Genomic DNA, 24,281 nt, shown 5'->3' with positions numbered 1-24,281 from the left:
ATTAACGTGGCTAATGACGTGCCTTCCTTGGCACCACGCAAAGCCTGATCTCCTGATGTGTTGTGTTGCTGTTCGCAAACTACAACGTAACCTCTTGAGATCAGGCTGTTTAGATCAACTTAATTACCGGATGGCCTCTACCGATAACCTGTGGCACGTAGCTGTTTCATAATGCATCGTGTGACCGACTTAGTTTCACTCATGGTCATCACCCAAACCTGCTCGCCAGCATCAATCCAACTATTAAACTTCTTTCGCAAGTGCTCCGATCTTCTTTCAATACTTCGCCATCACCGCCAACACCTCTGTCTGCAATTCACCACCGGTCACATGCACCTTGCCTTGGCCATCAATGTAAACATTCACTTCCGACCGCACGCCAAACTCGGGGAGATAAATACCCGGTTCAATCGAGAAGCAGGTGCGGCGCATGATCTTCCGTTGATCCTGCGTTTCGAGGTTGTCGATGTTTGCTCCGTTGCCATGCGTTTCCTGTCCGATGCTGTGGCCGGTGCGGTGGACGAAGTAATCACCATAGCCAGCTTTGACGATGACATCGCGGGTAGCCTGATCAACTTCCCAGCCATGCAGCACCTTGCCTGCTGCCAGCGTATCCTTTACCTTGGCAATGCCCGCATCACGCCCTGCTGCAACAATGTTAAAGATCTTCGTATATTTCTCAGGCACCGATTTACCGACGTAGCCCACGCGGGTCAAATCACTGTAAACAGCCCGGGGCTTCTTCATCTTGGCCCACAGGTCGATCAGCACAAAGTCGTTTTCCTTGATTGGAGCATCGCCAGTATCGAAATGCGGATCGCCGCTGTGCTCATTCACACCAACAATCGGCGGCGAATACGTTGTCATGTTGACTGATTCAAAGTACGCCATGATCTTCTGCTGCACAGCACGTTCAGTTACGGAACCTTTGCTCCGCACCTCATCAGCAAGAAACTTCCACGCCACGCCGTAAGCTGCATCGGTAAGTCTAGCTGCTTCAAAGTGCATCGCTTCCTGTTCATCATCCCATGTCGCTTCAAAGGCTTGAATAAGATCGCCGGAGCTGAGAACTTCCACACCGAACGACCGCACCAGTTCAATGGTGCCTGCATCCACCTTGCTCACATAAGGCACGGCATTGCGGGGAGAATACTCCATCGCCACGCGTTTAGCATCGCCGACAAGATGCTTCATGCCGGCTTCGTACTGCTGCCAGGGCAGATAGACCGTCTTGCTGCCAGGCAGATGATCCAGTGCTGTCGACTCGATGCGGTGCACCAGTTTGCGTGGCTCACCTTTCGCTGGGACAAAGTAAGCCCAGCGGCGGCTGCTCATTTTCTCTGTAGACAGTTCGATGATGCGCTGAGCAAGGACATTGTTGCCTCGAAAGTCACACATCAGCCAGCCATCGAAACCCTGTTCTGCAATCGCCTTCTGCACCGCTGTCAGATTAAACATTGCCTTGATCCTTTGCAAATACGACACTGATACAGTACAGCATGTACTGCACATCTGCCATGTGACTCATTCGATATGGAAAGGTCTATTTCTTCGAATGCCCCAGAAACCACTTGTACAGTTCCGGGTTACCATAAGCGCGATCCCAGCATTCATGATCAACACCTGGATACTCGGTATAGTTGGGGTGACCGCCCGCTGACCACAGAATCCTTAATGCATCACGCGAATGCTTCACGTTGACTGGGCCGTCCTTGTCTCCGTGAAAACACCAGCAAGGCAGCTTCGCAATTGATTTCAATTTCTCTACATCAAGACCAGGATAAAAGTTACCCATCTTGGATACGTAGCCACAGACAGGTGCAATCGCTGCCCAGCGATCAGCATGGGCGATTGCATTCTCCCATGTGCCATTGCCACCCATGGAGATGCCAGTCAGGTAGAGCCGCTTGATATCAATGTCGTATTGTTTGATCACTGCATCCATGATAGCAATCGCTCGTTTGGCATCTTCGCCATCGGCTTTCCACGTCCCCTTTTTGCTGAACTGTGGCATCACCACATAAAACGGAAAATCTTTCTGCATTTCGATAGCAGAACCAATTCCAACCTGATGTGGGCCTTTCGCGCCACCTTCACGCTCGCCTGATCCATGCAAGAACAGGATCAGCGGAGCATTCTTCGCTGGCTTTTCGGGAATGTACAACCAGTAGGGATACTCTTTGCCTTCAGAATTGAAAACCTGCCTGGTGATCTTCCCTGCTTCTGTCGCCTTCCTGGATTTCGTCGATGATTTCACATAAGTCCCCACATCAAGATCAGAATGAACAAGGAAAAAGCTGAATAACATTGCAAAAGGCAGCATGAAAGACACCAAAACGAAAAAGGACGAGGTATGTTACCTCGCCCTGCCGGAGAGTTCAAATGCTCTTTCAACAGAGTGCGCAAGCACTCATTTCTGAATACCGGTTGTATGTGCATCCTGTTGTTCAGCCGGAGGCAAGGGAATGCCCGGTGTTTCATCAATCTGAAGTGTTCCAATTCGTGCCGATTCAATCGGCAATACGGTAGGCTTAAACGCTGCCTGTATGGGGCCCATCGCAGGTGGAGCGGTTACAGGGCTGTTCAGTGCAACCCCCACTGCTGGCATAGCAGGACCGGCAGGCATGGGTGGGGAATACCTAGGTGCATTTACCACTGGCTGCGAGCCTCCACAACTGCTGCATCCTGAAGGTGCAGGTGCAACCATAGCAGGAGCACCCTGCCAGCCTGGTGGCGGCGCTGCTGGCACGGGTTCATTGCGGGTATGAGCACAGCCTGATACCAGGGAAAGACCAACCAAGAAGAAAGTTGAACGGGGTAACATGATCCACCTGAGTAATATTATCTGTTCAGGTAAGAATTGCCGATAACGTAGAGTTTGCCAAGCAATTATCACTATTCCTGTATGACCAACCTGAGAACTTTACAGGAAAGACATGCAAAGTTTCACTGAATGGAGCATCACGCAGCCAAGGAATAAACGGTACAAACAGAAGTTCTTACGTGACTTACCAGGCTTCTCAACCAAGCTCTTTCACAACCAGTGCCAGCAACTCTGGCTTATCGCTATTTACCACATGTTCAACACGTTCTGCAGTCAGGCCGAGTTTCTGCATCGCTTCCGCTGCCTGCTTCCACAGCCTGGCCCGCGATTTACCTTGTGCCAGGTACAGGTCCCCCACTAGTTGTGCTAAACGATCTCGCAGAATGGTCGGTTGTTCATTGTAATATCGCTTGATGACCTTCTGCTGGTATGGCGAGTAATTCCGAGGTTCTTTGTTATTGGACATATCAGAATCCTTACAGGGATAGAGCAGACTGAAATCCCTCCGTCATTTAACCAACGGTTTGTAAATTTGCATGAATACATCGGGCCGGTCATCCATTCTTTTCAACTGCATAAACCGGACACCATCTGCATAAGGCAATGATAAGTTTATTTCCCTATCACCGTTCTGAATTTTCAGAGCAACTGACTTTTTTCCGGTACTCGCTTCGAGAGCCTTCTGCATGGCGTCTACTGAGTATTTTTCTCCGTTTACTTCCAGTATCCTCATTCCTGAAGCCAGCCCAATTTTGTCACCTGGCATGTCACCGATTACCGATTGAATACGATTACCTGCCAACCGCAAGCCAAGCGAATCTTCAGCAATGGCACTCGCCTTGGATACACCCTTGGGTGGCTTGCTCGAATACTCAATGCAATATCCGAGCTTCTGGAGATAATCGAGGGGCAACGATTCCATGGGCGATTTCACTCGCCGGGTGAACAGGCTTTCCCAGTCGTATTCCTGGGTCTGCCTGAGTGCCGCAATCACATCCTCGTAGGTGTAGCCAGCCACTGTTTTTTTGCCAGGAACACTGGCAAAGAAAATCCTGCAGAAATCGTCGAGAGTTTTCTTGCCTTGCGACAGATCACGAATGATCGCATCACATTCCATCCATAGCAGCATACCTTCAAAATAAAAATCCTGATCCCGTCGCAAATCGGTCCAGTTAGGAGAAGGCCGACGAAGCAGATAACCTGCTATGGAGGTATCTTCCAGGGAACGCCATTTTCGTCCCGCTTTATGCAACTGGCCATGGATGTAGCCACGCAGAGTATCCCGGTATGTCTCTGGAGTCACCAGGCCACAACGCACCATCAGGACATCGCCCAGGTATTGTGCCAAGCCTTCATAGACCCACAGCATCCTGGTTTTCTGCGGACTGTGAAAATCCGGGGTGATCATCGATTGTGGTCTGCGATATTTCCCACACCAGGGTTGGACGTATTCGTGAGGCAACAACATCGCAACCCAACCCACACGACTTTTGTCATCTACCAGATCGTTCTTGCGAACCCCGTTCAGGCTGCAACGAAGATGTTCCAAACCATAAAGTCCCAGTTCATCACTGCAGGTCACCAGAAAATGGAACTCAGGATAATGAGCCACTCCAAACATGGCTCCCGCTTCCTGAACCAGCCGCGAGTATTTCTCAATCACCTTGTCATTGATCTCGATTGCTTCCTTCGATTCAGATGCCAGATGCAGATATGCCTGTGGAGTATTTCCAGAATCCAGTTTGATGGTCCGCAGATTTTCACCTGCGATGAGTGGATTATCAATCAAATCGGTCAGGGATACCGTCTCAAAGGTTGTCTCATTCTTTTCCTGTTTTCGTGTTTTAAGTGCCGAAGCAAGCTTCCACGTTTCAGGCAGAATCAGGCGAACTGAAACAGGTTGCTCATCCGACTTCGGCCCTTCCGGATAGAGAACGCAGGTGTTCCAATTGATGACACCAACCTTCAGGTTGCCGTAGGTATAAATGCCTGCTGCACTGATCCCTGGAGAATTGCAGATCGTAGTCATCTTTACTTTCACTGCCGATAATCCATCCGGAATCTGAACTTTTACACAGTGCAGTTCCACTTCATCGCGTTCCCAGGGAAGCGGCCTGCTATCGGAGGTAGTCACTTGCAATCCTGCAATATCTTCCACTCGCCCCATTGGACCATGCGAACCTGGATACCATTTGGGATACCACAATCGCAATTCGCCAGCCTGGCATGGAATCTCCATCGTGGTGAACAGCAGCTTGCGATGCAACTGCCTCGCATCAATCACCACACTGATTTGGGGTGCATCAGCTGCAAACAATAAATGGGCAGGCAGAACGTAGAAAGCGACCGTTGCAAGTACAGCGAGCAGTTTCCTGGATGCATACATGCTTATTGATCTCAACGGAAGAGAAACCTGACAGTTAGAATTCTATGGCATTGCTGCAAACTGAATGATGTTTGATGTCTCCTCGCATCATGGAGATGTGGTGAAGTTTTATAGCGTGCGACATAATTTTTGTTAACCCTACAAAACAGGCTCTCCGAATAGGAGAGCCTGCTGAACGATTTGAACCAACTCGAATTATTCTTCATCCGACATCATGCCCATGTCTTCCATCTGTTGCATGCGTCTGACCAATTGTGCAGCACCAGCCTTAAGCGGACTGGGGCTACGCTTGACAGAGAAGGATACTTTCATTCCTTCATTGATATCGAGGAAATCCAAGCCTGGTTCCAGATCGGTCAAGTGGAAGAAGTAATCATAACCATCTTCGGCCTGGATAAATCCGTAGCCACGATCTGCCACTTTCTTCTTGACTTCACCCGTCTGTGTCGGCAGGTCTTCCTGAGGCATGTAGTTACCATCATCAGTCACATACTCCTGTATGGCTTCCATCTTCTGCTGCTGGAATTCTGCCCGGCAGACATCGCAATAGAAGCGCTGACCTTTGCGGGGCCTGAACGTAGTCCAGACAACTCGTTCGCCAACATGGTTGGGCGACTCACAGGAACGTTGATGCCTTTCATAGGTCAATTCCAATGGCCCAACGAGATCTTCCAGCCAGATGGTATCAAAATCCTTGATACGCTGAGGATCTGCAGTATCAGCAATTTCAGGAGCGCAACTGGTACGAATGCTGACAATCTGTACTCGTTTGCCCAAGCGCCGCACTTCCTGAAGCACCGGTTTGAAATCAAGATCACCCAGCAGGTCTATTGCAATGTCATACCCATGCTGATAAGCCTGCACCAGCATATTGGTTGCCATGGCAATATCGACACATTTTTCGCGAGGCTCAAAGTTGTCACCCGGTTCGCGATCAATTCTTCTCAACCGGCGACCGAAAAAGTTGATGGGGAATGTTTCCACATCATAATGATGTTCTTCGCGCAGCATATTGAAGAAATCAAGGCGACGCTGCACAGCATCGGCATCCCGTCGATCAAAGTTGCTGGCATAGCTCCCAAACAAGTAGGTGCGAACCACATCCACTTCGGTTCCGGTTCGCTCAGCAATTTTGTCACCTAATACTTTGGGGAGTTTTCCAAAATCAATGTGATAGTCTTTTCGGTTAGCCAGTTCGGAAAGTCTTGGTGTATTAGTATAAAGCCATGTGCCATCAATAAAAATCATAGCCTTGGACAATGCAGGTCTCCTTGTTGCGTAACTCAGAACTATGTTGCAATCCGACAACTTAGCCGAATGCGATCACATCATGCAGTTATTGAACGAGTTCATCGTGATGATGAACAGTGCAACCAGCAAGAGTTAAAGAAATTTAAACATCATGCTGTGAGTGAAACAATTCACTCTGGCATGAGTCTCTCCAGTTTGCCATCGTCATAAATCATCAAGGCGTTGTTCAGAATGAAATTTGTATAATAGCAAAACTTATCAGCGACACTCACGAATATCCAACAGAGTATGTTGTTCAACAACAGTTCACAAGGGAGAAGCTACATGCGTCTGAAAACCCACTGGCTTGGAGTACTGATTTTCTCAGTATTCTGCCTGAACACATCAGTACTCGCACAATCAGGCAAGAAGGGAAAAGATGCCGGCCCCGGCATTGGAATCATCGTGCTGAAAGGCTCACTCAGTGACGGTCCAGCAGGAATGCCAAATCCTTTCACAGTTTCCTCGGGTGATACGTTGCGATCCGTGCAGGATCGTATCAGCCAGGCTGCCAAAGATAATGATCTGAAAGCACTGGTGCTTCATATGGAGGGATTCAAAGCCGATTGGAACGAGCAATCAGAATTGCGACAATCTCTCTCCAGCTATCGCAAGGCAGGCAAAAAGGTTTACTGCTTTATGGAATCAGCATCCATGGGCGGGTATCTGGTTGCATCAGCCTGTGATGAAGTCATTATCCCACCAGTAGGTGGTGTAGAAATTCCGGGCATTCGCTTCGAAATTACTTTCTTCAAAGACGCTATGGATAAGATCGGGCTGAAAGGCGATGTCGTTCCTCTGGGCGATTTCAAGGCAGCAGGCGAACCCTTCAGTCGCAGCAAGATGAGTGAGGCCAACCGCAAGCAATGGGACAAACTGGCTGATGATTATTTCGAAATCCTCGTCGAAACCCTGGCAAGCTCCCGCAAGGGCTTTGATGCAACCAAGGCACGCAATGCTGTTGATGTAGGCATGTATACTCCCAAGGCAGCTCTCGAAGCTGGACTCGTTGACAAGATTGCTTATGTCGATGACGTCATCACAGAGGTGAAACAGCAGTCTGGCATCGAGAAAATCGCTGTTCGCAAAGACTATGGCAAATCCAAGTCGGAACTCGATCTGTCGAATCCTTTTGCACTGCTGAAGATGCTCACCCCGCAAAAGGATGCCAAGCTCAATGACAAACCCAAGGTTGCTGTCATCTATGCCCAGGGTGCCATTCAAACCGGCAAGAGCGGCGTCAGCATGATGGGTGAATCCATGGGATCAACCACCATGGTGGATCTGATCAAAAAGGCAGCGGATGAACCAACCGTCAAAGCTATTGTACTTCGCGTTGACAGCCCTGGTGGCTCAGCGCTCGCCAGCGATCTCATCTGGAAAGCAACTATCGATGCAAAGAAGCCCATCATTGTCAGCATGGGATCAATGGCTGGTTCTGGCGGTTACTATATTTCCTGTGGTGCCGACAGGATTTTCGCTGAACCAGGCACCATCACCGGCTCCATCGGTGTCATCTCCATGAAATTGGTGATGGGTGGCATCTTCGAAAAGATCGGCATCAACAACGAACTGGTAACTCGTGGCAAACGCAGCGATTTCATGAGCATGGATCGCCCGTTTACCGAAGAAGAACGAGGCGTCATGGTGAACATGATGAGCGATGTGTACGATACTTTCCTGAACCGGGTTCTCGAAGGCCGCAAGAAGGCTGGAAGAAATCTGACCCTGGAAGATATCAAGAAAGTGGCTGGTGGACGCATCTGGACAGGGCGAACTGCCAAGGAAATCGGCTTGGTGGATGAAGTAGGCACCCTCAATGATGCTATTGCCTATGCCAAAAAGAAAGTCGGACTCGAAGACAATAAAGAGGTTGAATTATGGATTCAGCCCAAGGGTAAAGGATCATTCCTTGATTCTTTATTCGATGCTGAAGTAACCAGCAAAATCCAAGGCTTGATTCACAGTATGCCAAGCTTACAGAAACACTTGCAGTTGTTTGACATGGTGTCCCGCCACCCACAGGAACGCATCTGGCTGATGGCGCCATACGCAGTTCAATCAAAGTAAAAGACATGACATCATGCCATGTCTTTAGTAAAAATCTGAGCGACATGACTAGATCACGTCGCTTCTACTTATGCAGTGATTTCTATTTTTCTTGGTTTCAATTCTTCCCGTTTGGGTAGTTTGACAGTCAGCACGCCAAGTTTGTATTCAGCAGAAATCCTGTTTACATCGACCTCGTCGTTGATCGAAAACTGCCGGTAGTAATCACCCACGGCATATTCCCGTAACAAGGCACCTGGACGATTAGCTGGTGGTGCAACCTTCCCTTGCAATGTCAGATAGCCATTCTCAAAGTTCAGACTGATATTGGCAGGCTCCACGCCAGGAAGTTCTGCATGAAATTGGAATTCGTGATCTGTCTCCCATACATCCACTCGGGGAGTGAATGTTGGTGCATTGGTACGTACAGACTCTTGATTGACGGTCATTTCAGACGTAGCTGGAACAGTGCAAGTGTTAGACATGGTTCTCTCCGTGATTATTTTCTGTTGGATAATGACTGGCCTATCGTTACCGAGTTGGCTTCTGGATAAATGGATCAGCTCACTGTGATCTCGATTTTCTGTGGCTTAGCTGCAGCAGATTTGGTCAGTACCAGGTTGAGAATACCATTGGTAAATGTTGCCTTCACCTGGTTTGCATCCACTTTGACAGGCAATGTCATGGTACGTTCAAAGCTGCCAAAGCTTCTTTCCTGTCGATGACAGACTGCGTTTTCGATGACAACAGGTTTTCGTTCACCTTTCATCAACAACTGATCTTCACCAGTGATGTAGATATGGAGGTCACTCTGTTGATAACCAGGCAATTCACTTTCCACATAAAGATAGTTTTCATCTTCCCACATGTTAACTGCGGGGTAGTTATTGCCTATAGCTGACTGGAGGTCCCTGTGGACGCGATTCATTTCTCGAATGAACGAGTTGTAACCAGGCAAGGTTTGAAGCATACGCATCGAAATCACTCCTTTACGACTTGACGATTAAGCAGTTCAAGTAACGAGTAACTATATGAGCATGCGTTGTGCCAAATTTATTCTGCATAATTTTTGTTTGATATAAGTTATTTACAATAAATCACTTACGTCACTCATTTTTGCTTATTATGACTTTACAATTCAACCTGACTGCCTTTATGGCGCTTGGCCTGCAATGGCGATCACTGCGTTTCGCCAAATTGGCATCAATTTATAGCTATTTCAGTTCCTGCCATATTAGCAGAAGTTAATCGAGTTCAATTCTCAGTCGCAGTGGTTGTTGTGCAGAAACCGTGCAACGCAGGCCAGATGTGTTGGGATCGTGGTAACGACGCGGAAGTTGCCAGTGAGGATTGGGATGGCTGGTTACCGACATGCGGTAATATCCAGGCTTCAAGCCCTGGTGCTGATGATCTCGAACTTGAAATGTGCCATCGCTGAGTACTTCCGTCATGATGAGATCAGTGCCCGCACCAAACTGTGGATCAGAAGAAAAAACGAGCCACCCACCGTTTAATGGATAGCCACGGTACAGCACTTTTCCAGTAATGGTAACAGGCGTCGAATCTTCCTCGAAAAGATCGACTCCTCCGCATCCAGAAACGCACAATAGCCCTGTAAAACCCAGCAGAATCGAGCAAACCATGCGTAGCATGAAACAGCCTCTGCGATGTTGTTACCATCGACAGGGAACCCTTGAATCAACTTCTTATTTTCATCGAAGTGAACTCGACAAAAGGACCCATTAAAGCCCACACAGCACAATCGGAATAAGTTCACTCCGGGGGCTTCTTGCAGCAAACTGATCTGCCCATACACTTTGTTTATCCCGTATTTATGGTGATCCGTGAGCGATATTCCCAAAACTGCCTTGTATCAGCAACATGTCGATCTGGGCGCCCGCATGGTGGAGTTTGCGGGCTGGATGATGCCCGTGGTTTATACCAGCATCGTAGACGAACATCACGCCGTACGCAGTCATGCAGGTTTGTTTGATATTGGTCATATGGCACGACTCAGTTTCAGCGGCACCGATGCTTTAGCTCTTCTGGAAAAAGTCTGCACCAATAACATCAGCACCATGAAAGATGGCCAGGTGCGTTACAGCCTGATCTGCAACGAACTAGGCTGCATCCTGGACGATGTCCTGGTCTACAAGTGGCCATATGGATATTCCATGGTGGTCAATGCCAGCAACCGAACCAAGATTGTGGAATGGTTGAACAGGCACCGTGAGGGAATGAAAGTTGAACTCAACGATCAGACGATGCACACAGCCATGATTGCTGTCCAAGGTCCTCGAGCGATTGAGATCGTTCGCGGTCTGACTGAAGTAGACCCAGCCAGCCTGAAGTATTACTTCGCCGCAGCAACACGATGCATGGGACAGCAATGTGTGCTGAGCCGCACGGGATACACCGGAGAAGATGGCGTAGAGATCATGATCGGCAATGATCATGCCAACAGCTTGTGGGACGAACTGGAAACGCTGGGTGGTAAGCCTGCAGGCCTGGGTGCTCGCGATACGCTTCGCCTGGAAGCCTCCATGCCCCTCTACGGTCATGAACTGAGTGAATCCATTGACCCAATCCAGGCTGGTTTATCGTGGGCTGTCAAATTTGATAAGGGAGCCTTCATCGGCAAGACCGCCATCATGGAGCGGCAACAGAAAAAGGATCTGCCGGTCAGAGTTGGATTGGAACTGGAAGGCAAACGGCCTGCACGCGAAGGATGCAACATTCAATTGCAGGGACAGACCATTGGCACTGTAACGAGTGGCACCTTCACTCCGACGCTGCAAAAATCAATCGCCATGGGCTACGTGCCTCAGGCACAATCCAGTCTGGGAACCGTGGTATCGATTGATATTCGAGGCCAATTGCAGCCGGCTACTGTTGTTAAAATGCCGTTTTATTCTAGGCCAAAATCGTAAAACTGTCACCGAAAAACAACCTCTCTAAGGACGACCGCATGAACCTTGCAACCTATCGCTTCAGCCCTTCCCATGAATGGTGCAACAAGGAAGCCTCCGGTAATGTTGCCGTCGGTATTACCCAGCATGCGGTCGATATGCTAAAAGACCTGCTCTACGTGCAGCTACCCAAAGTAGGCAGCGCCACCAAGGCAGGTGAAAGTTGTGCTGAGATTGAATCAGTCAAATCGGTGGGCAACTTGTATGCTCCCTGCGATGGCACCGTGGTTGAAGTGAACGAAAAACTATCAGGCGATCCCATGCTGATTGCAGAAAGCCCCTATGAAAAAGGCTGGATCGTCAAAATCAAACCAAGCGGATCACTGGCTGATACCCTGATGAATCAATCGGAGTATGACAAACTGCTTGCAGAAGAAAACGCTTAATAACTATCTCAAGAAACCTGAGACTTATCAGGTTGCACAGTTGTATTTCATTTTCGGAGTTACTTCCTTTGTCGTACGTGCTTAATACCCAGGCTGATCAGGCTGCGATGCTGAAAGCTATTGGCGTCACCTCGCTGGATGCACTGTTTGCACCCATCCCTGAATCATGTCGACTTGACAGGCCATTGAACGTGCCTGCTGCACTGGCTGAAATGCCGATGACCAGCGAGATGACCAGACTGGCTCGCAAGAATATCTCTCCTGAGCAGGCAGTCTGTTTCCTGGGTGGTGGCAGCTACGATCACTTCATACCAGCCGTGGTCGATCAGGTGGCAGGGCGCGGAGAATTTTACACAGCTTACACCCCTTATCAGGCTGAAGCCAGCCAGGGCAGCCTGCAGGCATTCTTCGAATTCCAGACATTGATCTGTCAGCTGACTGGCATGGATATCGCCAACGCCAGTCTGTACGAAGCAGGATCAGGTGTCGTGGAAGCAGCATTGATGGCGCATGCTTCGGTTGATGGCAAATCAAATATCCTGATTGCTGAGAGTGTTCATCCACAATATCGTCAAACCCTGGATACCTATCTGGAGAACTTGCCTCCCCAAGCAGTGCTGATCCCTACTCCTGGTGGAACGATTGATTCAAAAACGTTCCAGTCTCAACTCAACGATAATGTTTCATGCGTTGTGGTTCAAAGCCCCAACTTCTTTGGACACTTGGAAGACATTGAAACACTGGCCCGCATGGCATATGAGAAGGGCATTTTCTTCATTGTTGCTACAGATCCAGTGGGCTTGGGTATTCTCAAACGGCCAGGTGATGTTGGAGCAGATATTGTGGTGGCTGAAGGCCAGGGAATTGGAACACCTATGCAATATGGTGGACCTTACCTCGGACTGTTGGCCTGCAAGGAACCCTTCATCCGCAAGATTCCAGGCCGACTGGTCGGGCAAACCATAGACAAAAACGGAAAAACCTGCTGGGCGCTGACACTGCAGACCCGCGAACAGCATATTCGCCGCGACAAGGCAACCAGTAACATCTGCTCCAATCAGGGACTTATTGCCCTCAGGGCCACCGTGCATCTCGCAGCACTCGGACCAAAGGGACTCAAGGAAACTGCCGAGCTATGTCTGCAGAAAGCTCACTACGCTGCCAGTGAGTTAGCAAAGGTTCCTGGGATCAAACTCAAGTTTCCTGACAAGCCCTTCTTCAAGGAATTCACTATCGAAGTCCCAGGTAATACCGAATCGCTCTTGGCAAAACTGCTTCATCAAGGCTACCATGCCGGTTTGTCACTCGGTCGATGGTACCCCCAGCTTGAAAACTGCATCAGTGTGGCAGTAACCGAGAAGCGAACCAAGGCCGAGATCGATGGCCTGGTGCAAGCCTATCGATCTGTTCTTGCCGTCTGATTCATTTCGTCATATTTCAACGTACCACTCAAAGCCATGGAGGGCTGAGCCATGTGGTTGCTGCTTTGTCTGATCCTTCTGCCTGACCAGAACGATAATGAAAAGCGCGTGCAAAAACATGCCAACGAATTGGCAAAGCAGTTTTACACCGCTTACGAAAATGGGCAGGCTGATAGCATGCTGCCCTTAGCAAGTATTCCATGGTATCACGATGGAAAACTGGTGGTTCAGCAACAGGATGCTTTAAAGCAAGAACTGCAGAAATGGATTGAACAGCGAAACACATCTTATGGCGTCAGGCAAATTGAAGTCAAATTGGTGGCAACGATGGCAGCGATGAAATCACGCATGCCAGCGAAAGACCGCAGCATGCTCGAGCAAGTTGTTCACGATGACGACTATCTTGTTCTGGTTATGCTCAAGCCCACAGACGCCACAATCAAAGTAACAGAGAATGTAGTTCTCCTCATGCGAATCCGTGATGGCAAACCACAAGCCATCGGAGTGAAGCATACTCCCTGATGCATCACCATTTTTGCCTGTCCTGGCAAACGGTCCATCGATTGTAACGAAACATTTCACAGTCTGTCACGGAAGAGATGCATGAAGTCAATTACCTGGCTATACCGCCCCGGCATGGAGTCGATGGCTGCCTTGCAACAACAGGCCATCAGAGAGACTTTGCAGTACTACGGCTTTCATGTCACCGTGCAGCCCTGGATGGCTCGATCTCCCTGGAGACACCAGGGCACCTGCGAATGGTTGGTCTGGAGTTTCGTTCCCACTCAACTGGAAGTCTGGTCTGCCCGCTTGAAAGCAAGTCATCAGTTGGGTGTCCTGCATGAATTGCCTTCTGCCAATACACGATTGCCCGACCTTAACCACTGGATGGTTGCATCAGAATCTCTTCGAATGCACTGTCTCGATGTTGGGATTGCCGCTGAGAAAATCACAGTCAGCACTGCTTTTAATCCACCTCGTTCCAGCCAATCATCAATACTTCGGCAGAAATACAACATCGTAGAGCAAACTCCGCTGATCTACGTTGGCGGCCCAATGCAAACGCCTCAAGGTAATCGCATGGCAGTCTGGGCGTTGAGCATTCTTCAATACCTTCATCCCCATGTACGCATGATTCTGCATGGTAGCGGAGAAGCCACTGCCAGTGTTGATCTCTGGGCACAGGGCATTGTCAACGGCGATGTGATTTACCACGAGCCTTGCGAGACATGTGTCCATGAACTGGTCAGCCAATGCGATGCAGTCTGGTTGCCACGAGAAACCGATGGCGTACCCGACGCACTGCTGTCTGGTTTAACTGCAGGCAAACCAATACTTACCAGCCGACAGCCATCGATGTCAGAATATATCAGACATCGTCACAATGGCATCTTGATTGAGAATAACACTGCACCAGCCTGGGCCTCGGCCATGCACCAGTTGTTACAGGATGATGCATTACGAATGAACATCTCAGCACAGGCAGCCAAAACCAGTATCGCTAAATCAGTTGCTTTACCCGACTGCCTGATCGACCATTCGTATCAACGTGCCTTTTCAGCGGCATGAGGAAACAAGAGTGTGATCGTGGTGCCTTGATGCTCCGCACTGACAATCTGCATGCTACCTCGATGCTGCTCCATGACCCACGACACAAAGGATAAACCCAGCCCCAGCCCGCTGGCGAGTCCTTCATGAAGTGCATTGTTCCGCTTCGTAGTAAAGCGAGCCTGCGTGCATTGATTCAGAACTTCCTCACTCATGCCTATACCGTTATCGGTTACCACGATCCTGACATATTTATCATCTTGCTCAACTCTGATCGAAACCGTCCCCTGCCACGCTGTTGCATGCAATAGTTTCTCTTTTTTATTTTCACTGCCTGATGCATCGTACAATCGCGCCTGATCACGACGAAATGTTCTTTCTTCAAAGGTGGCATCTCGGGCATTGCAAAGCAGATTTTCGAGCACCTGGGTCAAATGCGACTTGTCCCCCTGGATGACAACAGGTTGCGTAAACAGTTCCTCCCTGATTTCCATTTTCCACTGCTGCCTGGCCATAGGCTGCCACTGATGTGAGAGCACTGAAACCAGTTCATTGAGTTCAACAGAACAGAAAACCGGCTTGGAGAGATCACGGTGCACTGTTCTCAATATCTGTTGGGTTCGCTCTGACACAGCACGAAGACTTTCGCGTGCTTCACCAATCAAATGCCTGGCATCCTCAGGCGTAACTGGTTCTGTCATGAATCGGTTCAGCAGATCATTCGGACGTACCAGGAGATTCTTGATGTTGTGAGCGTACGACCCAGCCAGCACATTGATATCTGAGTATATCTTGGTTTGGGCTTCAAGGACTTGCTTTTCAGCTTCCTGTCGTTTCAGTTCTTCCTCTTCGCGTAGCAACTGTTCCTTGAGCCGATTGCGTTCCAGCATATCTAGCTGCTCACGCGATTGATAATCTTTCAGTTCGAGCATACGCTCATGTCGCAGAAACAGCACAACCCAGAATAATGCCACACCAGCGGCGAGGATGGCTAGCAGGCTCAATGCATGCCTCATTGTGGTCTGGCGCTGGATGATTTCTTCCTGGCGGTTGGCAAACGCCCGCAACTGCACATAGATATGCAGGCTCGACTGAACACCGTCGACCTCAATGATCGGGAACACCTGAGGTTTGATATCACGCGGAATGGGGCTGTTTGAATTCCAGAGAATGTCCAACTCACGATCCGGAACAAATCTCATCTCCATTCGATACACAAATGGAAAAAGAGGCATCAGTCCCTGATTGATTTTCGTCAATTCGCCCAGGACTGTCATGTGGGTCAGGATGGCATCTCGTTTTTCGTCTTTATCCTGCGGCGATGACGTCAGTAACTGCTTCACCAGCTCTGGAAGTGTTGATTGGCCCACGCGGGTTTCCGTTACCCACTCCTTGAGAATATTGTCTTCGAACTCCATTTCATCGCGAAGCCGATTTTCCACCGCATAAATGATGATTCCAACAACTAACGCAAGTAGTATGGCAGCCGGGGTTAATCCACGAAGATATCGCCACCAGCGGCTGGAGGTCGATTTCATGGTTTACCTCGCACTAATCTGTCATTGCTGTATGTCGCTTGCAGTTGGATGATTCGCTGCCAGGATTTCGCCTGCGACTTGCGTACATACACTTCAATTCGACTGAGCGGTGCAATCCGCAATTCTTCGTGTACAGGTCGCAAAAGGGTGATGTATTCCCCCGCCATATCGGGACGATTACCGTCTTCATCAAACAGCGGCTGCTGATTCTCGTTCACTTCCGCGCGAAGCGATTGACGCAAAATGTCTGGCTGTGATGCCAGTTGCTGGTTCCGAAAACAAGCTGTAACCAGCGAATGCCCAATATCGCGATATAGCAACAGGTCATCAGTGCCGGAAGGATTGGGCGTTTGCTCTGTCGAATCATCAGCCACAAATCCCCGTCCAAGCTTCAATTGCATTTCTACCGGATTACGGTGCATGAAGGCAATCAGAGGAAACGGAACATCCACCACAGGCCACGTTAAACGACGATCACGATAAAGTGTATTCCAATCAATCGCATCTCCCACGGTAACCACCCACAGGAATCGTTCATTCGGATCGGTATGGTACAGTGATCGGAGAAATCGTCGTGCCGGTGCAGGCCCAGCGGGCAATACCAGGAGTTCACGACCTCTCACTGCAACGGATTCACCACTGACTTCACGTACCAGTTTCTCCACAGTTGCCATTTCCAGCTTGTTAGGCTGATTCAATGCACCCACACTGTGAGCGATGGCATAGGATGCCACTTGTGGTTGAGGCACCTGCTCGCTGGGTATACGCCAAGATGCTTCAAATTGCTCTACTAAATCGTGCGAGAATGGATCGTCCTTCCACGATATCAGACTGATGCGTGAAGAGGTAATCTGCAGTTCTCTATCCTGGCTGATCTGTTCGCGAACGAAGTGGTGGATCGCTTCCGCCATCTGTCGGTTGGTGAAACAATACCGAAACGATCTTTGTGGATAAATCTGCATCAGGTCAACAATTCCCAATTCGGGGTGTTGTACTTTCTCTGCAGTTGCAGTCGTGATGAGAAAAACCGGAAGCAGCTGGCGATCGACCAGCTTCTGCCTGGCCAGTTGGAGGGCAATGTCTCTAGCCCTTTCGCTGTTGCCACCACCCACCACTGCTAACGGGCGTGGCTGGCGTTGACACAGCTCGGACACCCATTTTTCAATGGTTCGTAACCCGGTGAGCTTATACCAGCGAATCCATAATGTGCCTGAATAGCCAGGTTTCGATAATCCTACCACCGGCAACTTCATGCTGTCTTCAGGAAATGCTGCACTTTCATCAACCACGACATCAGGCAGTTCTTTCAATCCCACAACAAAGCGTTCCCAAGTTGCAAAATTGGTGGCCGGATGAAGCCAGGCTACTTCCTGATCACCAGGTGCAATCACAGCTACGTTGATGGCTGACAGCTTATCTACCGGCCCCAGGATCACCACATATAGACCGGCAGCGACTAGTATTATCCCTGACAGGATGATCAGAACCGTAAACAGACGTTGCATAGTATCCATAGCATCAGGTTGGCTTAACAAGTTTAACCTGTAGATGCTCTGGCTAACAAGACTTGTCTGAAGAAACCGGCTAGGAACCCTTTATTTCATGAACCGGTAGTACGTTCTTTCCCGGTTTGATGATACATCGCCACGGCGTTTTTTGCGGATCAGCATAATGAGCTGGCAACTGATTTCTTCCCGAGCGTTCTTTTTCCTCACCCCGCTGGACTAATTGTCTCCAGGTAATGGTCACGGCGTATTCGCCTACTGGAGCACCATCCCCCTGCTTCAACCAACTGACATCAAATTGCCCATCGGCACGGGTATATGCAATCGGCATCGGAGTTACGTCGTTCTTCACGGAGTGCAGTGTAACCATGGCATCGGCAATGGGTCTTCCATTGAAAAGCACTTTACCCGCAACAGGATGTGGCTCAGGCCGCGCTCTGCTACACCCCGCCAGGGATATAACCACGGTGATGAGAATGATTCTTCGGATCATTCTTGATTCACCACAACTTCACCGCCTGAACGGGTTGATAACGCTCCCAATGTCCACAAGCTGGTCGATTCACCCAGGAATCTCACTGAACCATCAGCGAATGCGAAGTTGGCGCCGGTTGGATGAAAACTATAGAAGCAGTGCCCCCACTCGTTGGAATTGTTGATTTTGATTTCACCGGGGATTGGGCCGAAAGCAACATCCCAAGCCTTGCGTGAACCAATCATGTAGGCATTATCGGTGGTTGCCCAGGCGCCGCCACGGGCACGAACACGTGGAGTGCTAGTGTAATTAACTGGATAAAACATTCGTCCACGATACACATCTTCTCGGCCTGCACATTCACCAATGATAAACGAGTTGGCTGTGCCATCACGCACATCAGCAATGCGGTTCTGCTTGTTGACTGCTGAATCGTACCAGCAAATCACTCCGCGAAGATCCGTAGTGATGTTAAATTGTTGCGTGGGAGGCAGAGAAGTATTGATGTCGGGATGAACACCCGCTACTGCAAAGTAATCGCCACAACTGCCCGTTTTGTTGGGCGGAGTTGTTTCAGGCTTATCCTGAATACGATCCGGGTTTGGAGTTGAAGGACACTGAACCAGTTTAATACGCTTGATGACAATATCCCGATTGGTGCCAACCCACCAGGGAAGGCTGGTGTTATAGTCTTTCGCCAGGTTCTGCCCTTCAACATAAGGCAGAGTGTAGGCCATCCAGTTATGCCAGGCTTCAGGCGATGTCACGTCGGTGTAGGCGAGCGGAAATTTGTTATGGTCATTGTGGTAATGGTGCAAGGCAATAACCAACTGGTGCATGTTGCTGCCACATATCATTTTGTCTGCTGTAGCTCTTACTTTCTGAATGGCTGGCAAAAGCAACGCCATCAGAAGCGAAATAATAGCTATTACAACGAGTAGTTCGATCAGAGTGAATGCCCGTCGGTTGTCCAAATGGTTCATATATGGGCCTTTAAGGCGTTGAGGTTGAGCCTACAGCAGAATACTGTTCAATAAAAAGTAAATCCGGTTAAGTTGAAGAGTTCAACTCTGGATTTGCTTGGCAAATCCTGATTGTACTTTACACTGATAGTATAACTGTACTATTGTAGTGTTTGTCAATGCTCGATGGGCATACCTGTTTTCTGCAAGAGAGTTAGAATATTGTTCTTATGACTCGCACGCCCATCGAATCATTTCTGGATTTGACGCGTAAAAGCGGGCTGGTTGATCCCACCCGGCTCGGATTGTATCTGGATCGGCTCGAAGCAGCTCAGCCTATTCCCGAAGACCCAAAGGAAATGGCGAATGTCCTGGTTCGCGATGCCGTCTTGAGCAGATTTCAGGCAGATCAACTGCTATCAGGCAAATGGCGTGGATTCTATGTCGGCAAGTATCGTGTTATCGAAAGAATTGGAATAGGTGGAATGGGTCAGGTTTACCTGGCTGAACACCGAACCATGAAACGTCGCTACGCCATCAAGGTATTGCCTCGTGCCAAAGCTTCCGATCCCGCTGCATTGGAACGCTTCGAACGCGAAGCTCGCGCTGGTGGAAGTATTGATCATCCCAATATTGTGCGTGCTTACGATAAAGACCAGGATGGTGACCTGCATTACCTGGTTATGGATTTCGTGGATGGCTGCAGCCTGTCCGAAATTGTCCATGCCAGTGGCCCGCTCGACCCTCAACGGGCAGGCCATTACATGTACCAGTCTGCACTGGGACTGCAGCATGCTCACGATTCCGGGTTGATCCACCGCGATATTAAACCTGCGAATATCCTTATTGATCGCGAAGGCACTGTCAAAATTCTTGACATGGGCCTCGCTCGATTCTTCAACGATCACGAAGACATCATTACCAAGAAATATGATGAAACAGTTCTTGGCACCGCCGATTACCTGTCGCCCGAGCAGGCCATAGACAGCCACAGCGTTGATATTCGATCAGATATCTACAGCCTGGGATGTACGTTCTTTTACACCTTAACCGGGCAGCCACCATTTGGTGATGGTTCGGTTGCTCAAAAATTAATATGGCATCAGACCCGCACCCCCCGACCTGTACATGAGTTACGTGCTGGCGTGCCTGCTGAACTGGAAGCTATCCTCGCTAGATGCATGATGAAGAAAGTGCAAGATCGCTTTGGCAGCCCCGAAGAACTGCTTGAGGCACTTCAACCATATGCAAACTTCAGTTACCCCCCAACCGAAGATGAGCTTGCTGAACTAAGCCCCATGGCGCGAGGTGTTCCATTCGGTGGGGAGATATTATCTGGCGTCACTGCCGCCAGCATTCCAGTAATTCTTGAGCCACTGAGCCGCGATCCTGATTCCAGATCACCCATTTTTGATTCACAGGTCGCTCAGCGTGGAACCGACGACAGTACGGTAAGCATCCGGAGTGGCGATAGTTCAGTCAAAGGGCTGAATAAAGGAACAGATTCAACAGCCCCCGTGATTTCCGCCGTGGCTCCTGCCCCTACCATTCCCATGATGGTTACACCAGCCAAAGCTGCTGGCATCGCACCCAGACCGCAGTCATCGCCACCGATTGTGATTGGTAAAGATCCACCATCACCTATGGTTTCTGCTCGCAAAAACTGGGATCAATACCCATCACCTGTTCTCGATTCAAAAAACGCTGGTGATCGTGTAGTAACAGTCATGCAAGCCAAGGAAGGCCCCAGAAAGCAGAAAAAGAAACAGGCTGATGCAATAGAACAGGTACAGGAAGAAAAACAGGGCTGGCCGCTATGGGTCTGGCTGACCCTGGTTATAGCAGGACTTGCCATCTTTTTCGCTGTTGCACTTTTTCTGGTTTTGAAAAATCGTTCTGCTGCTGGCGCGGGTCCCTCATCCCCGGCAACTGCAAGCAATACTGCTCAGAAACCGGCCGGTCCGCGAACCTGGTATGTTGCACGCAACAAACTCGATGGAATTGACCACACCACTATCACACAAGCCCTGCAGCAGGCTGGGCCGGGCGATACCATAGTGATTACTGATCGACAGACCTATCAGGAGTCACTCCATCTTACGCCAAAAACCAGTTCGCAGGGTTTAATTAATATCACTTTGAAAGCTGAAGTGGGAGACGATGGCAAGCGTGCTCGGCTGGTTCCACCTCCGGGACATCCACCTGTTAAATCCCTTGTGACAATTGATCAGGTCGAAGGATTTAAACTTTCAGGTTTCCTGCTGGATGGTGATGATGCTGTTCAGACAACGCTCTTAGTCAATGGGCGATGTAGCGGGCTTCAACTGGACGATGTTCGCCTGGAAGGATTTCAACAGCATGGCATAGTAGTAGACAACCTGACAGGCAGCGGTCGTCGGGAAGTTCGGTTTGATCGTGTCCACGTTAAACAGAACGCGTCCCAGCCTGCCTCTGCTGCAATCCGCATTCAAGGAGCCTCCTGCGATGGCCTGCAGTTACGCCATTGCCGCATCCAGGGGGCCTTCCAGTCAGCCATCTGGTTCGGTGCCCCAACCCAAAGATTTCTCATGGAACAATGCCGTCTGTTTGGCGGCCAAGGCCGGGCAATGCTCTGGTCTGATACTATAGGCGCCAATCCACGAATGAATGCCATGATCCAGCAGAATACCTTCTGGAATTTTGAAACTGGCTTTGCTTTGGATGTGCCCGTCAAAACAAGCGACATTTATATGACAGTTCGCAACAATCTTTTCTTTCAGGTAAAAAACCTGTTGCAGGTGGATGCAACTAAGACCAAAATAAAGCCTGAGGCACTCTCTGGTGGCTGGGTTGGAAGCGGTAATGTTTTCGACAACGCAGGCAGCAAGCCCGGGATGGGGGCAATGATTCCCAAATTTGTCGTCAAGGGTCTGGATTTCACCTTGAATACCAGTCCGACTCCTCCCAATGATTTCCTGCGTTACCCCGCCAACAGTCCGCTGGCCACTGCTGGCGAACGAAAAGATGCAGTCGGTGCCACTGAATAAGGGGAAATAGAGCCATGGATATTGTTCCCATTTTTGGCCCTATGAACCCGGGCGACTTAAATTCAGCATTGACCATCCTCACCCCGCCTGAATTGCCACCAGGCCATGTATCCTGGACTTCCAAAGACATCTCAACCGCTGATCAGACATTTGCCAGCGCAGCACTGCCACCTGTTCATACCTTCCTGCTGGCAAGCGCCTGCCTGGTTGCCTGGAAAGAAACCACCTTTAACGAAAAGAAAAAGAGACCTGAAGATGATCAAGACACTGAGCCTGCTGACAGTAAGTCTGTTGACGATAACCACCATCGCCGCAGCAGATGATTTTTATGGCAGCATTGATGATTTGAAACTGGCGAAGCCTGAAGACAAAGTCGATATGCCCAGTGTTCCTGCACCTGAAGGTGCTCTGGTATTGTTCGATGGCAAATCTCTTGATAACTGGCGTCGCAAGGCGAATGATGAAGTTGCCAAATGGAAACTGCTCGATGGCGGCTTCATGCAGGTCAATGGCACTGGCGACATCATGACCAAAGAGGAATTCACCGGCCACTTCAAGCTTCATGTCGAGTTCCGTGTTCCCTACATGCCTAAAGCCAAGGGCCAGGCTCGAGGCAACAGCGGTGTTTATGTGCAAGGCAGATATGAAGTACAAGTACTCGACAGCTATGGCCTGGATAGCAAGTGGGATGATTGTTCCGGTATCTATTCCATTGCCAAGCCACTGGTGAATGCATGCAAAGCGCCAACCGTCTGGCAAACCTACGACATCGAATTCCATGCACCCGTTTTTGTCGATGGTAAGAAAACAGCACCCGCTTGGATTACCGTCTGGCACAACGGCATCAAGGTACACGACAAAGTACAACTCACCAAAGACAACACCCCCGCCGGCCGAGGCGGCGACCCCAGCCTGCCAGGACCGATACTGCTCCAGGATCATGGTAACCCCGTACAGTACCGGAACATCTGGCTGGTGAAGTTGGGGAAGTGATAGTTAGTCAGAATCTTTTTTGATATCCGTAGCCCCATTAAATTCTTTATCTTTTATTGTCGTGTTAATATCATCTTTGTTAACTATTGTTCGCTTGTCTGTTTTGCCATCAAGCTCAAACTGTACTTTTGTCTTATCAAACAAGAATTTACACACTTTGGTAATCATTGCATCTGTATAAGTCATAACATAGTGCGGACTAGTGTCCATAACAATGAAAATACAGGGCTTGTCCCCAGCAAACGGATACCCTCCAGTTGCGACTTCTACATGCTCAATCACAGGCATTGCTCATACTCCACGTTTTGCAATCACTGTATGTCAAACCGTTTGACTCACAGATTTCGCTGGTTGCTTTAATGATTTCATGACTTGGTTTATTCTGCCCCTTGATTCGGTACAGGGGAGACCCCAGCCTGCTGGACCGATGTTGCTTCAGGATTATGGCCACCATGTACAGTACCGTAACATCTGGCAAGTGAAGATGCGGAAGTGAAAACAAATGCAATCGTCGAATCGCTATTGTTTAGTAAACAATTCAATTTAAATTGATAATTGCATCCGCATCTATTGGTACCTTATCATGTTCGATCAATCTTTGCTGGAATAAATGTCTCTTCCCCTAAACTATCAACCTTCACTGTATCATCAAAGTATACATACCGATGGCCATTTTTCCCTGAACCTAATTCTTTAATCTTAACATCGCTTTTTCCAATCATAGCAACTGTAAGTGTCATAAGATCATCGAGTGAAAAATCAAGTAAGTAATGCTTATTCCCAGGCTCATACGTACCATCGGCCTTTTGTTGTATTGTAACTACATAGATTACTGCCTCGATGAAGCGCCCGACGAGTGGCGGAAATCCACCTGCAACAACTTCGACGTGTTCGATCTGAGGCATCTTA

Annotated in this window: 24 protein-coding genes; 9 read left to right on the top strand and 15 right to left on the bottom strand. The window is 49.2% G+C overall.

Features of this window, described 5'->3' with window-relative positions; all coding sequences use genetic code 11:
• Positions 1 to 276 precede the first annotated feature (276 nt).
• The 6 genes from JNJ77_16345 to JNJ77_16320 form a co-directional block, all read right to left on the bottom strand.
• Positions 277 to 1,458 carry a M24 family metallopeptidase gene (locus JNJ77_16345; GenBank protein MBL8824157.1) on the bottom strand — a complete coding sequence of 394 codons (1,182 nt, stop codon included), beginning with the start codon at positions 1,456 to 1,458 and terminating at the stop codon, positions 277 to 279.
• Positions 1,459 to 1,543: 85 nt separating this feature from the next.
• Positions 1,544 to 2,323 (bottom strand): hypothetical protein, encoded by a 780-nt coding sequence (locus tag JNJ77_16340; GenBank protein MBL8824156.1) that lies wholly within the window; start codon positions 2,321 to 2,323, stop codon positions 1,544 to 1,546.
• Positions 2,324 to 2,410: 87 nt separating this feature from the next.
• Positions 2,411 to 2,824 carry a hypothetical protein gene (locus JNJ77_16335; GenBank protein ID MBL8824155.1) on the bottom strand — a complete coding sequence of 138 codons (414 nt, stop codon included), beginning with the start codon at positions 2,822 to 2,824 and terminating at the stop codon, positions 2,411 to 2,413.
• A gap of 196 nt (positions 2,825 to 3,020) precedes the next feature.
• A complete protein-coding gene (locus JNJ77_16330) occupies positions 3,021 to 3,290 on the bottom strand; it encodes a hypothetical protein (GenBank protein ID MBL8824154.1) in 270 nt (89 codons plus the stop codon).
• Between the two features lie 42 nt (positions 3,291 to 3,332).
• Complete coding sequence (locus tag JNJ77_16325) at positions 3,333 to 5,210, bottom strand: hypothetical protein (protein MBL8824153.1); 1,878 nt, start codon at positions 5,208 to 5,210, stop codon at positions 3,333 to 3,335.
• Positions 5,211 to 5,405: 195 nt separating this feature from the next.
• On the bottom strand, positions 5,406 to 6,470 hold the full coding sequence (locus JNJ77_16320) for an NYN domain-containing protein (protein ID MBL8824152.1): 1,065 nt from the start codon (positions 6,468 to 6,470) through the stop codon (positions 5,406 to 5,408).
• A gap of 315 nt (positions 6,471 to 6,785) precedes the next feature.
• Here JNJ77_16320 and sppA point away from each other — a divergent pair, with 315 nt between their 5' ends.
• Positions 6,786 to 8,570, top strand: a complete 1,785-nt coding sequence (sppA, locus tag JNJ77_16315; GenBank protein MBL8824151.1) for a signal peptide peptidase SppA — start codon at positions 6,786 to 6,788, stop codon at positions 8,568 to 8,570.
• 68 nt (positions 8,571 to 8,638) lie between these two features.
• Here the strand turns inward: sppA and JNJ77_16310 are convergent, their stop codons facing one another.
• The 3 genes from JNJ77_16310 to JNJ77_16300 all read right to left on the bottom strand — a co-directional run bounded on the left by JNJ77_16310 (position 8,639) and on the right by JNJ77_16300 (position 10,201).
• Positions 8,639 to 9,034 carry an Hsp20/alpha crystallin family protein gene (locus JNJ77_16310; protein ID MBL8824150.1) on the bottom strand — a complete coding sequence of 132 codons (396 nt, stop codon included), beginning with the start codon at positions 9,032 to 9,034 and terminating at the stop codon, positions 8,639 to 8,641.
• Between the two features lie 74 nt (positions 9,035 to 9,108).
• Complete coding sequence (locus JNJ77_16305; protein MBL8824149.1) at positions 9,109 to 9,525, bottom strand: Hsp20/alpha crystallin family protein; 417 nt, start codon at positions 9,523 to 9,525, stop codon at positions 9,109 to 9,111.
• Positions 9,526 to 9,793: 268 nt separating this feature from the next.
• Positions 9,794 to 10,201, bottom strand: coding sequence for a hypothetical protein (locus JNJ77_16300; protein MBL8824148.1), 408 nt, complete (start codon positions 10,199 to 10,201; stop codon positions 9,794 to 9,796).
• A 192-nt stretch (positions 10,202 to 10,393) separates the two neighbouring features.
• Here JNJ77_16300 and gcvT point away from each other — a divergent pair, with 192 nt between their 5' ends.
• The 5 genes from gcvT (at position 10,394) to JNJ77_16275 (ending at position 14,894) form a co-directional block, all read left to right on the top strand.
• The gene (gene gcvT, locus JNJ77_16295; GenBank protein MBL8824147.1) at positions 10,394 to 11,479 is read left to right on the top strand and encodes a glycine cleavage system aminomethyltransferase GcvT; all 1,086 of its coding nucleotides are present in this window, start codon (positions 10,394 to 10,396) and stop codon (positions 11,477 to 11,479) included.
• 38 nt (positions 11,480 to 11,517) lie between these two features.
• Complete coding sequence (gene gcvH, locus JNJ77_16290) at positions 11,518 to 11,904, top strand: glycine cleavage system protein GcvH (GenBank protein ID MBL8824146.1); 387 nt, start codon at positions 11,518 to 11,520, stop codon at positions 11,902 to 11,904.
• A gap of 68 nt (positions 11,905 to 11,972) precedes the next feature.
• A complete protein-coding gene (gcvPA, locus tag JNJ77_16285; protein ID MBL8824145.1) occupies positions 11,973 to 13,325 on the top strand; it encodes an aminomethyl-transferring glycine dehydrogenase subunit GcvPA in 1,353 nt (450 codons plus the stop codon).
• 51 nt (positions 13,326 to 13,376) lie between these two features.
• Entirely contained in the window at positions 13,377 to 13,847 is a 471-nt protein-coding gene (locus tag JNJ77_16280) for a hypothetical protein (GenBank protein ID MBL8824144.1), read from the top strand.
• A gap of 81 nt (positions 13,848 to 13,928) precedes the next feature.
• Positions 13,929 to 14,894, top strand: coding sequence for a glycosyltransferase (locus tag JNJ77_16275; GenBank protein ID MBL8824143.1), 966 nt, complete (start codon positions 13,929 to 13,931; stop codon positions 14,892 to 14,894).
• Here JNJ77_16275 and JNJ77_16270 read toward each other — a convergent pair.
• The 4 genes from JNJ77_16270 to JNJ77_16255 all read right to left on the bottom strand — a co-directional run bounded on the left by JNJ77_16270 (position 14,870) and on the right by JNJ77_16255 (position 19,374).
• Complete coding sequence (locus JNJ77_16270) at positions 14,870 to 16,411, bottom strand: HAMP domain-containing histidine kinase (GenBank protein ID MBL8824142.1); 1,542 nt, start codon at positions 16,409 to 16,411, stop codon at positions 14,870 to 14,872. The two genes, JNJ77_16275 and JNJ77_16270, sit on opposite strands and share 25 nt — an antisense overlap.
• Positions 16,408 to 17,916: a hypothetical protein gene (locus JNJ77_16265; protein ID MBL8824141.1), complete on the bottom strand. Its 1,509-nt coding sequence runs from the start codon at positions 17,914 to 17,916 to the stop codon at positions 16,408 to 16,410. Before JNJ77_16265 ends, JNJ77_16270 begins: the two co-directional genes overlap by 4 nt.
• Positions 17,917 to 17,995: 79 nt before the next feature.
• Positions 17,996 to 18,409, bottom strand: coding sequence for a hypothetical protein (locus JNJ77_16260; GenBank protein MBL8824140.1), 414 nt, complete (start codon positions 18,407 to 18,409; stop codon positions 17,996 to 17,998).
• Positions 18,406 to 19,374, bottom strand: coding sequence for a DUF1559 domain-containing protein (locus JNJ77_16255; GenBank protein MBL8824139.1), 969 nt, complete (start codon positions 19,372 to 19,374; stop codon positions 18,406 to 18,408). Before JNJ77_16255 ends, JNJ77_16260 begins: the two co-directional genes overlap by 4 nt.
• Positions 19,375 to 19,583: 209 nt before the next feature.
• Between JNJ77_16255 and JNJ77_16250 the strand changes: the two genes are divergently transcribed.
• The 3 genes from JNJ77_16250 to JNJ77_16240 are packed head-to-tail and all read left to right on the top strand — an operon-like array spanning position 19,584 to position 23,372.
• Positions 19,584 to 22,379 carry a serine/threonine protein kinase gene (locus JNJ77_16250; GenBank protein ID MBL8824138.1) on the top strand — a complete coding sequence of 932 codons (2,796 nt, stop codon included), beginning with the start codon at positions 19,584 to 19,586 and terminating at the stop codon, positions 22,377 to 22,379.
• A 14-nt stretch (positions 22,380 to 22,393) separates the two neighbouring features.
• Positions 22,394 to 22,702, top strand: coding sequence for a hypothetical protein (locus tag JNJ77_16245; GenBank protein ID MBL8824137.1), 309 nt, complete (start codon positions 22,394 to 22,396; stop codon positions 22,700 to 22,702).
• Entirely contained in the window at positions 22,635 to 23,372 is a 738-nt protein-coding gene (locus JNJ77_16240; protein MBL8824136.1) for a DUF1080 domain-containing protein, read from the top strand. Before JNJ77_16245 ends, JNJ77_16240 begins: the two co-directional genes overlap by 68 nt.
• A 3-nt stretch (positions 23,373 to 23,375) precedes the next feature.
• On the opposite strand, the gene JNJ77_16235 is transcribed toward JNJ77_16240, so the two are convergent.
• A complete protein-coding gene (locus JNJ77_16235; protein MBL8824135.1) occupies positions 23,376 to 23,660 on the bottom strand; it encodes a hypothetical protein in 285 nt (94 codons plus the stop codon).
• Between the two features lie 293 nt (positions 23,661 to 23,953).
• Complete coding sequence (locus JNJ77_16230; GenBank protein MBL8824134.1) at positions 23,954 to 24,277, bottom strand: hypothetical protein; 324 nt, start codon at positions 24,275 to 24,277, stop codon at positions 23,954 to 23,956.
• Between the last annotated feature and the right edge of the window lie 4 nt (positions 24,278 to 24,281).

The organism is Planctomycetia bacterium (assembly GCA_016795155.1).
Classification (GTDB): Bacteria; Planctomycetota; Planctomycetia; order Gemmatales; family HRBIN36; genus JAEUIE01.
This window is presented reverse-complemented; position numbering and strand designations above follow the sequence as displayed.

Excerpts from the sequence above, each read along its gene's own strand:
- JNJ77_16340 (MBL8824156.1), bottom strand. The coding sequence starts at position 2,323 with ATGCTGCCTTTTGCAATGTTATTCAGCTTTTTCCTTGTTCATTCTGAT.
- JNJ77_16250 (MBL8824138.1), top strand. The coding sequence starts at position 19,584 with ATGACTCGCACGCCCATCGAATCATTTCTGGATTTGACGCGTAAAAGC.
- gcvH (MBL8824146.1), top strand. The coding sequence starts at position 11,518 with ATGAACCTTGCAACCTATCGCTTCAGCCCTTCCCATGAATGGTGCAAC.
- JNJ77_16255 (MBL8824139.1), bottom strand. The coding sequence starts at position 19,374 with ATGAACCATTTGGACAACCGACGGGCATTCACTCTGATCGAACTACTC.
- JNJ77_16325 (MBL8824153.1), bottom strand. The coding sequence starts at position 5,210 with ATGTATGCATCCAGGAAACTGCTCGCTGTACTTGCAACGGTCGCTTTC.
- JNJ77_16335 (MBL8824155.1), bottom strand. The coding sequence starts at position 2,824 with ATGTTACCCCGTTCAACTTTCTTCTTGGTTGGTCTTTCCCTGGTATCA.
- JNJ77_16310 (MBL8824150.1), bottom strand. The coding sequence starts at position 9,034 with ATGTCTAACACTTGCACTGTTCCAGCTACGTCTGAAATGACCGTCAAT.
- JNJ77_16240 (MBL8824136.1), top strand. The coding sequence starts at position 22,635 with ATGATCAAGACACTGAGCCTGCTGACAGTAAGTCTGTTGACGATAACC.
- JNJ77_16305 (MBL8824149.1), bottom strand. The coding sequence starts at position 9,525 with ATGCGTATGCTTCAAACCTTGCCTGGTTACAACTCGTTCATTCGAGAA.
- JNJ77_16235 (MBL8824135.1), bottom strand. The coding sequence starts at position 23,660 with ATGCCTGTGATTGAGCATGTAGAAGTCGCAACTGGAGGGTATCCGTTT.
- JNJ77_16345 (MBL8824157.1), bottom strand. The coding sequence starts at position 1,458 with ATGTTTAATCTGACAGCGGTGCAGAAGGCGATTGCAGAACAGGGTTTC.
- JNJ77_16275 (MBL8824143.1), top strand. The coding sequence starts at position 13,929 with ATGAAGTCAATTACCTGGCTATACCGCCCCGGCATGGAGTCGATGGCT.
- JNJ77_16270 (MBL8824142.1), bottom strand. The coding sequence starts at position 16,411 with ATGAAATCGACCTCCAGCCGCTGGTGGCGATATCTTCGTGGATTAACC.
- JNJ77_16300 (MBL8824148.1), bottom strand. The coding sequence starts at position 10,201 with ATGCTACGCATGGTTTGCTCGATTCTGCTGGGTTTTACAGGGCTATTG.
- JNJ77_16245 (MBL8824137.1), top strand. The coding sequence starts at position 22,394 with ATGGATATTGTTCCCATTTTTGGCCCTATGAACCCGGGCGACTTAAAT.
- JNJ77_16230 (MBL8824134.1), bottom strand. The coding sequence starts at position 24,277 with ATGCCTCAGATCGAACACGTCGAAGTTGTTGCAGGTGGATTTCCGCCA.
- JNJ77_16280 (MBL8824144.1), top strand. The coding sequence starts at position 13,377 with ATGTGGTTGCTGCTTTGTCTGATCCTTCTGCCTGACCAGAACGATAAT.
- JNJ77_16265 (MBL8824141.1), bottom strand. The coding sequence starts at position 17,916 with ATGCAACGTCTGTTTACGGTTCTGATCATCCTGTCAGGGATAATACTA.
- JNJ77_16330 (MBL8824154.1), bottom strand. The coding sequence starts at position 3,290 with ATGTCCAATAACAAAGAACCTCGGAATTACTCGCCATACCAGCAGAAG.
- sppA (MBL8824151.1), top strand. The coding sequence starts at position 6,786 with ATGCGTCTGAAAACCCACTGGCTTGGAGTACTGATTTTCTCAGTATTC.
- JNJ77_16260 (MBL8824140.1), bottom strand. The coding sequence starts at position 18,409 with ATGATCCGAAGAATCATTCTCATCACCGTGGTTATATCCCTGGCGGGG.